The following is a 10334-nucleotide window of genomic DNA, read 5'->3' as shown; positions in this document are numbered from 1 at the left end:
TGCACCCTCGCAAACTTTTTCTAATCTGATTAAAACACAAAAGACCCGTAAGAGGGCACTTTTTTCAAAGTGTCTATCTTACGGGTCACAGTTCATCTTACCAGGAAGCGGTCGTAATTTAAACGGATCTTTTCAGCTTACTCTTCAATCGGAATCCAGCCGGGAAACGACTCGAACCCCTCCCACATCGGCTCGGGGATTTCTAATTCTTCTATATCACAGGAAGATATCTTTTGCCGAATAGTCTCTTCTTGCCCATTTTGTATTTTTGTCACCCAATCCGGGTCAAGAATCAGTGCACGCCCAACTGCTACAAGCGGAATTCCTTTGTCTATCGCCTCAACAACCTGATCTGCCTTCTTGATGGAACCGACACCGATCAAAGGCATCTTATGGCCAATTCGCTCTTGAAGACGTTCAAGAACCGGTTGGGTCTCATTCTCATTGCGAATGGATTCTCGCCAAATTTCATTCAGAGAGAGATGGATATAGTCCAAATTTTTTCCACCCAATTGATCAACCAACTGGAACGTATCCTCTAGCGTAATCCCCGGCTCTTCTAGTTCTTCTGGAGAAATGCGATAACCGACAACAAATGGTTTACTGGAATGTTGCTTAACATTATCAAGGACAGACTCGACAACTGCCTTTACTTTAATGAACTGACGGGCAGGATATCATAACAATTGGCTAGCTGAATGAATTAATTTATTTGACGGATTGTAATATGAAGTGCGACACCTACTGGAAATAAATAAAAAAGGGCCCATGGCCGGATTCGTGTAGAATGAAGGTTCCTACACCACATTCACACAAGGATAATCCACCATGAGCTACACACATCTTAGCATAATCGAGCGCAGCAAGCTAGAAATCCTCCACCAGCAGGGGAAAAGTGCCAGGGTCATTGCCAGTGAATTGGGCAGGCATCATGCCACCATTTGCCGAGAACTCCGTCGAAACGAAACGCAGAAGCCCTATCGTGCCGAGCGATCTCAGGAGAATTATGTCCAGCGACGTAAGTCCTCCATCTCTGCCGGGAAATGGACACCGCAGCAGTTGCTCCTTATTGAAGAAAAGCTTCAAGCCACGTGGTCTCCCGAACAGATCGTAGAACGGCTCCGTCAAGATAATCAATCACAGACCACGAAAATGCTTGGGGTGGAGAACCGCTCACGAATCCTTTACAGAGGAATTGTCGCACTTGGTTTGACAATCCATCAATTATAATATTATAGATCTATTCACTGACCTAGATAAAATGGAATTTATTAACCTGACCTACCCGTTAGCTAAATGACTTAGAGAACAAAAGAATTTAGCTAAATGATTTTATAATCGGAAATTGGTACAAGTTCTTGTCCTTGGCTCGGGACACGAACTTGTACCGATAAAATAAAAAAGCCGCTAAAATAGCGACTTTAATGGGACTATGTTCTTATCCCTCGACAACACATGTTAACTCTTCTTCATAACTGTACATTCACTGTCTCCCCTTCCATAATCTCCAAGAAATTCTAGGTTTCTGTTTATTCCAATCGCAATTCTTGAAATTAAGTACTTTATCTCTAGCGTGACATTTTTATTATGTATTTTGATACTAAGAAAGTCTAATCTACATTTGTTTAATAGTTAGATATGCATCTAATCGGTTATCGGAATATGTTCTTGTCCATTCCGGTAATCGGTACAAGTTCTTGTCCTTCGACAAATTTGCATTTGAATTGTTCCATTTTTTTAGTGAAAAAACGCTGGGTATGACCAGCGTCAACAAATTATCACTTCACTCTTTCGGAAATATTTTCACTTATTTCTTCAGGATTATCAACACCAATGATCAACTTTGATATTTCGAACTTACCAACTTTAAAGTTATTCAAATCTAAATGAAGAGTTTTAAGCTCATTTTCAAAAAAGTGTAGTTGATAACCACCATTTGATCTAAATAACCCATTTCTCATTTCTCCTAATAAAGCACCATATAGTTTAAAAGCATTTGGTATCGGTCTACCTGTTGTTATTCCTTTGATTGAAGAGTATGGAATTTGCAACCCTTTATCTAATTTTAAAAAGGGTGAGTTTCCAAAGTCGATATTTACGTAGGTTTCCATTAGTTGAATTTTACGTTCCATATTTTGATTCCCCCATTTTCTTTTCAAATAATCCATTTATTTCGCAACCCATAATTACATATAATACCACAAAAACCTATTTTGTTCATGAAAGACTAAGCACTGCCCTCCGCCCCTTCGCGGGTTACGTCCTCCTTTTTATATTTCATTTCCAATCACCTAATAAAGAACCTACGCGTGTAGCATGTAGTGCTTAGACAGGGTAGCTTGCATTGTTTTTTCCTCTATATCAGTTCCAGATACCTCAAACTTACCTTGTTCCAGAGAATTAACCCAATATCCGCCAATTTTTGGATTCCACACTAGAAATAAAATATTTCATTACCTTCTTGCATTGGTGTGTAATCTTCATAATTCATTCTAATGCTACCCTCTTTATCTTCGATCACATAGGAAGGTTCAAATGTTACAAGCTCTGAATCGATCTCCTGTTTTGTAGAATCCTTATATACTTGGGTTACTTTCACCTTAGTTTCGGTTCTGCCTGAAGGCCCCCACTCGAAATTTTCAATGACATTTTTGCTTTCACCAGTTGCAATAACTCTAACTACAGTGTCTTATTGAGATTCTGCATCATCTGCGTTTGTGAAAATTGCATGGTTGGCTTCGATTTTATCTGTACGCACTACATTACCTGATTTCATCCAATGGTCGCCAGAGTGTGCCGGTGCATTCTCAAAATGATTTAAGCCGAGTATATGACCGATTTCATGTCCAGCATTCATGTATCTTCCGACTGCCCCCAGCCACTTGTCCAACCGGCATTTATTTGTTTGTAAAGGTAATACAAAAAGGATCGTCAGCATTTCTGCAACGATCTCTAATGTCAGCCCGCTAGTTGAAATCAGCAGCTGATCAATTTTGATGCCTTCTTAACTTTTATTAAGCTAACGTCACATGCTTAAAAAATATTTATCGAAGTATCCACTATGGTTTACAGTTATATGGTGTTTGACTGCCTTAACTGTATTTTTAACTTTGCTGTTTTGGAAAAACGGTTTAATAATTCTCCTTTCAGTGATTGTTTTATATGTGGCTAACGGATTTCGGGCGTGGAATAGTGATCGGAAATTATCTCTTGTATCGTTTGTATTGGCATTCGTTTTCTCTTATATCTTTTATCGGTTTTTGACTTTGTAGACGCTGTAGAAAAGGAATATGGCTTCCCGCCAAAAATTGCCGGAAACTGTGATGGTCGGTAGAAAGGCTTCTGTTTTCTGGATATTTGAATATCCTGCCTGTTAGCTAAAAAAGCTGCTGATACTTTTATCAACTGTTTTCTTTGTATCATTGAGTTATCGTTTCCCGTTGGTTTAACGAGTTTTAATAATTTCTTGCCAGTTAGGAGGCAAGTCATAATCCCTAATGTGCTTATACTCAAGAACCACTATTAATCCGGAGTTATCTATACTAAACCTCATCGAGTCGAGTCCAACATCCAAATGAGGTCCAACGTACGGGATTGTTTTAACCTGAACTTCAATATGTGAAGGATGATATTTAACGTCTACATCAGTTCCATCCAAAAAAGGCGTAAACGAAGGTGATACAGTTAATTTATTTTTGTAATAGTGGTTAATCTGTTCCTGTATTTTTGGAGCTAACAAAGTAAGTACAAGCAGTTTCAATTGTTCATCGTTTGGCTTTGCACAAACGGGCTGGATTGCCATCAAGAAAATGATGACTGTTAGCAATGATCCGATAAAACTTTTCATTTCTAAAACCCTCATCTTCAGCATTTTTAAGGGTAGTTTCCACTAAATAAAGTGAATTTATAATGCTACCCTGCCCGTTAGTTGAACAAAGGCAGCCGATCACGTTGATCATCTGCTTTGTTGGTTTTATTGAGCTATCGTTTCCCGTTATTTTAATGAAAAAATAGCCTCTCACTTGAACGAATTCATTACGTCACATTATGTTTTTATCATTCAAATATTCAATTAAGGCACTTAAATCATACTTAGGCAGCTCTAATATGAATGATAGTCCGATAAAACAAAAAAAGCCGCTAAAAAAATAGCGACTTTCAACGGAATATGTTATTTCCCCTAGAGAATTATCAAAATACACTAGTCACGATAATATGGTCATAACTCCTTTATTGTTTTGCTCTCAATTTTGGATTTTGATATTAACTGTTCTACAGAGTCATATCTAAGTTGAACTTCTTCATTTTGTTTAACGCAATACCATCCATCTTCATTATAACTGATTAAGAACAGCGGTATATAGACGCGTTTTGCGTTCAATCAACGTCGCTACGCAGCCCTTACTTTTCCCACGACCCGATAATACGACGGTATCCAGTTCCCAGTGCCCAAACGTTTCACGGGAACGGACTTCTTTCGGACGATCTGAAATGGTTCTGCCAATGGCGAATTTACTGTGAGTTTCTGCGGGTTTCTGACGCTTCCCTTTGTGACGGAGAACCTGTAATGTGCCTTGAACCAGGCGTCCTGCGTAGATCCAGCGATAGATGGTTTTAAAGGAGACCGCAGGTAGGCGATCGGCGAGGAAACGTTCTGTGATTTGTTCTGGAGACCACGTTACTGCCAGTTTTTCCTCTAGTAGAGCAGCCAAGGCGTCTGACCATTTACCGGGAGATACCGAAGCCTTACGACGTTCCTGATAAGCATTCTGGTGGATTCTCCTTGTGTGAATGTGGTGTAGGAACCTTCATTCTACACGAATCCGGCCATGGGCCCTTTTTTATTTATTTCCAGTAGGTGTCGCACTTCATATTACAATCCGTTCTGCATATAAAAACCCATCGTTTTGAATAAAATTGTTCAAAACGATGGGTTTCTTTTGTTTTTTAAAAATTGTTTTTATTAAAAAGTTTGTTCTGGAGTCACCATTTAAATTTCTGGTTCAAAGGCCAGTCTATCGCCCTCCGTATTTGGTTTGTTCACCCCCAAATTGCGACGAACTTCCAATTCAGGTGATTCCGCTAACTTAACAACTAACGCCGCAACACTCTTACGTGAAACTTCTGTCCCTTTAAATGGCTCATTCTTTTGAGTAATCTCATAGTCAATTTCATCATAATCCGTGAGCCAGGCAGCCCTTAACACTGTATAGTCAAGGTCTGGAGCCTCAATAATATCAACTGACTTTCGGTATGGGCCTAAATATTGACCGATTGTCCGCTTATTCCATTCACCAAACTCCCCTGGGATTTCCTCATAAATTCCAAGCGAAGTGATAAAAATTAAGCGTTTCACTCCAGTCGCACCCATTGCTTCAACAATATTTTTGGCTTGTTCTTCTAAGTCTCCATTTAGATTAGCATACACGACATCCTGTCCAACCATTGCTTTTTTTAATGCCTCAAAATCTAGAACATCACCTTCAATTACTCGTACACGATCGGAATCAAGGTGGTTTAATCTGCTAGAGTTACGCAAATAAAGTGAAAGTTGGACATCAGTTTCGTTTAGAAATAATTCAATTGCATAACGTGCAATTTGACCGCTTGCTCCTAAAATCAATACATTACTCAAATTCAAAACTTCCTTTCATATCTTTTATAAAAATTATAAATAAGGTAGTAATTCTACAGCCACATTATTAGTTACAGACTTAATGAATCACTTCAATTGAGTCATTGACTCAAAAAACATCTTGCTTTAAAAATAAACTTCAGCTAATTTTATTCTTCGATCATAAACCATGGTCCAGAAGCTTGGATGACACCCCAAAGTTTTTCCGGAAGCTCAAGCTCACTAACCTTGGAAGCCTTTATAGTAGTTTGAATTTCGGACTCTTGTCCACTTTGAACTTTTTCAACCCAGTCTGGTTCTGTAATTAACGCGTGTCCGATCACTGCTAGGTTAAGCCCTTTATCTAATCCTTTTGCAACATCATCCGGCGTTACCATAGAACCCGCAGCCAGTACGGGAACCCGGCTATTTACATGTTCAACGATCAACTCTAGATACGTTTTTTTATCTTGGCTATCGACTGGCTTTGAAGAAAGAGCATCAGCTAGTGAAGCATGTACATAATCAACACCCGCTTCAATCAGTCGGTCAATCAATACATAAGAGTCCTTCATTCTTAAACCGCCTTCTTGATGTTCGTCAGGAGAGATTCGGTAGCCCAAAATAAATGGTTCTGTAGCATGGTTTTCGATGACGTTTTTCATTTCCTTAATCACGGCTAGTGGGAAACGTAGGCGGTTTTCAAGTGATCCTCCCCATTGATCCTCACGTCTGTTGAAGAAAGGAGAGAAAAAGTTTTGAAGCAAAAATCCGTGCGCACCATGGATTTCAACGCCATCAAACCCTGCTTCAATGGCTCTTCTTGTTGTTTCTCCAAACGCATGAATCACTTCCAATATTTCATCGTGCGAAAGTTCTCTTGGCATAACGGAAGGAGCAAATCCAGTTGCTTCCGTCTCTACTGCGCTGGAACTAACCAGATCCCCATTTGGTGTAAGATCCGGCAGTGCTTTGTTGCCTGCGTGGAAAATTTGAAGTACCACAGGGGCTCCACCGCTTTTCGCTGCATCCGCCAATTTACGTAAACTTGGGATGAATCTATCGTCATATGCTGCAAATTCATTTGTAAAACCTATTCCATTAGGTTGGACATGCGTACATCCTGTTATGACTAGACCCACGCCTTTTACTCTTCTTTTGTAATATTTCACTTCATCATCTGAGATGGTGTAATCATCATTACTTGCCCAAGTAGTCATAGGCGCCATTACAACTCGATTTCTAAGGGTAATTCCATTTTTGAATGTGAAGGATGCAAACAAATTTTTATAATTTGTATTCATTTTCAAACCTCTTTCTAATTTTTTATAAGCTTTATTAATAGTTGTCTGAACTTAAAGCGTTTATTCTTATTCCAAATTTATCACCAAAAAAACATCTATGTTTCTTATTTGATAACTGCGAAACGAAGAAGTTAATTTCCAGTTGATGGGCGTTCACAACATTGGTAGAATAAAATCATAAAGTATTCGAGTAACTCGAAGTCAATAGCATGGAGGTGCGAAATTTGAGTCAGACATTACATGAACCAAAATATACGGTAAAAGATGTATCTGAAATAACTGGACTTACAAAACATACGATCCGTTATTATGATGACCAACAATTGATACCTTTCGTTTCAAGAGACGGCAGAAATAATCGTTTATTTTCTGACCATGATCTGGATTGGTTACGAATGGTGCACTCCTTTCGTATTTCAGGATTGCCAATTTCAGAAGTCAAACATTACATTGCTATGTGTTTGCAAGGTGATAAGACGATTCCTGAAAGGGCTGAGCTTGTTGCAAAACAAGAAAAACAACTAGAATCGAAGATCTATGAGTACAACCTTCAATTAAAACACATCAAAGAGAAGAAGGCTTACTACAACAGTGTCTTATCTGGTCAATTGAACGATACCTGGAATCCTGTTAACAGTAACCCAGAATGCGGAGAAAAATATGATATTCCAGAACATATCAAATCAGCATCAAAAGTTCATGTTTGACCTTAAATGTGAGTCTAAGGCTTCGTGTGCACACGAAGTCAATTTTTTTTATTTGATTGATGGGTATTGTACTAACCTGCCCGTTAGTTTAATGAATTGAAGGGCAAGATGCCGATTAGATACACGCCTAATCGGCAATAGGAACATGTTCTTGTCCATTCCGGCAATCGGTACAAGTTCTTGTCCTCAGTAAGGGACAAGAACTTAGTTCCTTAAAACAAAAAAGCCGCTAAATAAGCGACTTTGAATGGAACAATGTTCTTGTCCCGCGACATCTTTTCAGATTAACGGCTTTCAAAAATTCAATTTTTTCACAAATCGATAAGGTCAGTTGCTCTTTCTCAATTTATTAACATTTGGCGCATCCCATCCAACTAGCAAATGGCCATTGTAACACCTTATAAGTTTATTGATCTCTCTATACCTGTTAGAGGTATTCCTATTACCAAAGGTTCAACTGCACCTCATGTAACCTTGTATTAGGATAGCCGATGAATCGACCATACTATATCCGTACTGAATCCAATGGGTAGACCATCAGCTTCGTAATATAACTCGACTTGATCACCTGCCTGCAGCTCTACATCACCGGTTAACGTCACCGTCGCACTACCTAGTACAGTTCTCATTGTTAAAATTAACGCTATATTAACGTCAAGGAAAGGCATATAACCTTTTATTAAATCAATATTGCCATTCTTCTTTACAGTAAAAACCGGATCAATGCCTCTTCCTATGCTTACACTGATTGGCGCGTCAATCTTATAATTAACAGTTGCATGTATGGAATATCTACCAGTGTCCGGTGCCGTAAATATCCCTGTAGCAGGATTAAATGTAGGGCTTCCATAATATGGAGACGCCTCGTTCCAATTCGAAAATAGCGTGCTACTATTGATTGAGTATGTCGTACCGGTAACAGAAAATCCTTCCGAGGTAAAAGAAGTCCCCGCTGGGCCTGGATCTCCCTGCGGTCCCGCCAGACCTGCTGGACCTTGTGCTCCTGCTGACCCTGGATCTCCTTGCGGCCCTACCGGACCTTGTGCTCCTACTGGCCCTGGATCTCCTTGCGGCCCTACCGGACCTTGTGCTCCTACTGGCCCTGGATCTCCTTGCGGCCCTACCGGACCTTGTGCTCCTGCTGGCCCTGGATTTCCTTGCGGTCCCACGTGGCCTTGTGGTCCTGCTGGCCCCGAAGCTCCTTGTGCTCCAACTGGTCCAGTCGCTCCGGTATCGCCTTTATCTCCCTTGGCTACATCGCCTGTAGAATTCTGCGATTCTTCGACAACCGATTGCAAAGTACTAATGATTATGGTTTTAATGGTGGGATTCCATACTACTTTTGCTCCGAATAGTTCCGCAATAAAACGTACTGGTACCATAACCCGGTTCTGAATGATCTTAGCAGGTTGATCGAGTACCACCTTCTCCTCTACATCACCGATTTTAACGCTGGCAGTCGGGTTTCTAATAATTAGAACACCCAATGCATCTCCTTTAAAAACCGTTATGGTTTGTGTAGAACTATTCCAGTTAAGAGACACACCGAGCGATTCTTCAAGGACCCTTAAAGGAATAAGTGTGGTTCCTTTATGGACAACGGGTTTAACGTCACTCTGGACTACACTATCATTAACAATAATAGAGATCTCATCTATTTGGCCAACTGGAGCCGCCTGAGCAGCAGAAACCACAAACAACGTCATTACAAGCACAAATACAATAGATAATTTCAATCTTCTTATCACTTAACTTTCCCCCATATTAATGAATTTTTATCCCTTAATCCCGGTTGCGATCATCTGCAGAATTCGAGCCCTGCGATTTCAACTAAAGCTCCAAACAACGGATAGAACGTTCCTCATTATCTTCGAGCAACAAAAGAATCCTATCATTCCCCACGTAGACATTGTAGACAAAATTATAGAAGTTGTAGTCATACGAAAGTAGTACGCTGCCCTGAAAAAACGATCGTTCGGGTATACGCCGTATATAGGGTTTGAATAAATTCAAAATTATGAGACTCACTACTCAGACTTAGATATACAACTAATAGGCAATCGGATAAAACAAGTGACTCATTCAATCGGGCTTACTGCTACTTCCTATGCAGATCCATTTACCGTTGCCCGACAGATGGCTTCTCTAGATAAAATTAGTAAAGGACGTGCATGATGGAATGCCATCACTTCGAATCCGGGAGGATTAGCAAATTATAGCCGCATCCATCTTTCAAAAGCAGATTTGTATCCTATGAAAAAAGAGTTTTTAGAGATTGTTGAAGGCCTATGGAATTTCTATGAGGATGATTGAAATGTGGCTTTTATATCGCCACCTAACTTCCATCATAATGCTGTTTAGATAACTACCTAATCCGAAATGACACAATGTTCTTGTCCTTTTCGGCAAAGGAACCAAGAAGCCGCTATGATAGCGACTTTGAATGGAACAATGTTCTTGTCCCGCGACACTGCCTCACGTACTGGTTCAATCTCAAAAGCACGCATCAATAGTAGAGCCATGAGCTGGCGCTTGATGCTTTCATTGGGATGAAAAGAACCGTCTGGATATCCTGTAATCATCCCTTGACTTGCTAATTCCTCAAACATTTCTTTTGCCCAATGTCCTGAAATATCGTCAAAAGTTACAACGGGTAGTTCAGATTGTGGCTTAAGATGACCTCCTATCACTTGACTCCATCTAGACATT

At 39.9% G+C, this 10334-nt stretch carries 12 protein-coding genes; 2 read left to right on the top strand and 10 right to left on the bottom strand.

The genetic code is table 11. From position 1 onward, the window contains the following. Positions 1–137: 137 nt before the first annotated feature. Positions 138–659, bottom strand: coding sequence for a hypothetical protein (locus tag CRO25_RS05835; RefSeq protein WP_079693609.1), 522 nt, complete (start codon positions 657–659; stop codon positions 138–140). 169 nt (positions 660–828) lie between these two features. Here CRO25_RS05835 and CRO25_RS05830 point away from each other — a divergent pair, with 169 nt between their 5' ends. Continuing rightward, complete coding sequence (locus tag CRO25_RS05830) at positions 829–1230, top strand: helix-turn-helix domain-containing protein (RefSeq protein ID WP_256863528.1); 402 nt, start codon at positions 829–831, stop codon at positions 1228–1230. Between the two features lie 548 nt (positions 1231–1778). Here CRO25_RS05830 and CRO25_RS05825 read toward each other — a convergent pair. The 7 genes from CRO25_RS05825 to CRO25_RS05800 form a co-directional block, all read right to left on the bottom strand. Further along, the gene (locus tag CRO25_RS05825; protein ID WP_063563786.1) at positions 1779–2132 is read right to left on the bottom strand and encodes a hypothetical protein; all 354 of its coding nucleotides are present in this window, start codon (positions 2130–2132) and stop codon (positions 1779–1781) included. A gap of 302 nt (positions 2133–2434) precedes the next feature. Continuing rightward, the gene (locus CRO25_RS33230) at positions 2435–2599 is read right to left on the bottom strand and encodes a hypothetical protein (RefSeq protein ID WP_179132060.1); all 165 of its coding nucleotides are present in this window, start codon (positions 2597–2599) and stop codon (positions 2435–2437) included. Between the two features lie 90 nt (positions 2600–2689). Then, entirely contained in the window at positions 2690–2938 is a 249-nt protein-coding gene (locus CRO25_RS33225) for a hypothetical protein (protein ID WP_079693610.1), read from the bottom strand. Positions 2939–3445: 507 nt separating this feature from the next. Then, positions 3446–3847, bottom strand: a complete 402-nt coding sequence (locus tag CRO25_RS05815; RefSeq protein WP_256863529.1) for a DUF3888 domain-containing protein — start codon at positions 3845–3847, stop codon at positions 3446–3448. Between the two features lie 487 nt (positions 3848–4334). Further along, positions 4335–4778 carry an IS30 family transposase gene (locus CRO25_RS05810; RefSeq protein WP_373560306.1) on the bottom strand — a complete coding sequence of 148 codons (444 nt, stop codon included), beginning with the start codon at positions 4776–4778 and terminating at the stop codon, positions 4335–4337. A gap of 212 nt (positions 4779–4990) precedes the next feature. After that, entirely contained in the window at positions 4991–5635 is a 645-nt protein-coding gene (locus tag CRO25_RS05805; RefSeq protein ID WP_079693611.1) for an SDR family oxidoreductase, read from the bottom strand. A 149-nt stretch (positions 5636–5784) separates the two neighbouring features. Beyond that, positions 5785–6918 carry an NADH-dependent flavin oxidoreductase gene (locus CRO25_RS05800; RefSeq protein WP_079693612.1) on the bottom strand — a complete coding sequence of 378 codons (1134 nt, stop codon included), beginning with the start codon at positions 6916–6918 and terminating at the stop codon, positions 5785–5787. A 224-nt stretch (positions 6919–7142) separates the two neighbouring features. Between CRO25_RS05800 and CRO25_RS05795 the strand changes: the two genes are divergently transcribed. Then, a complete protein-coding gene (locus CRO25_RS05795; protein ID WP_072732985.1) occupies positions 7143–7625 on the top strand; it encodes a MerR family transcriptional regulator in 483 nt (160 codons plus the stop codon). Between the two features lie 479 nt (positions 7626–8104). On the opposite strand, the gene CRO25_RS05790 is transcribed toward CRO25_RS05795, so the two are convergent. Continuing rightward, on the bottom strand, positions 8105–9373 hold the full coding sequence (locus CRO25_RS05790; RefSeq protein WP_079693614.1) for a stalk domain-containing protein: 1269 nt from the start codon (positions 9371–9373) through the stop codon (positions 8105–8107). A 621-nt stretch (positions 9374–9994) separates the two neighbouring features. Beyond that, positions 9995–10333 (bottom strand): S-layer homology domain-containing protein, encoded by a 339-nt coding sequence (locus CRO25_RS05780; RefSeq protein ID WP_063563779.1) that lies wholly within the window; start codon positions 10331–10333, stop codon positions 9995–9997. Between the last annotated feature and the right edge of the window lies 1 nt (position 10334).

It is taken from the genome of Paenibacillus sp. RU5M (assembly GCF_900221055.1).
GTDB classification, from domain to species: Bacteria; Bacillota; Bacilli; order Paenibacillales; family Paenibacillaceae; genus Paenibacillus; species Paenibacillus marchantiae.
This window is presented reverse-complemented; position numbering and strand designations above follow the sequence as displayed.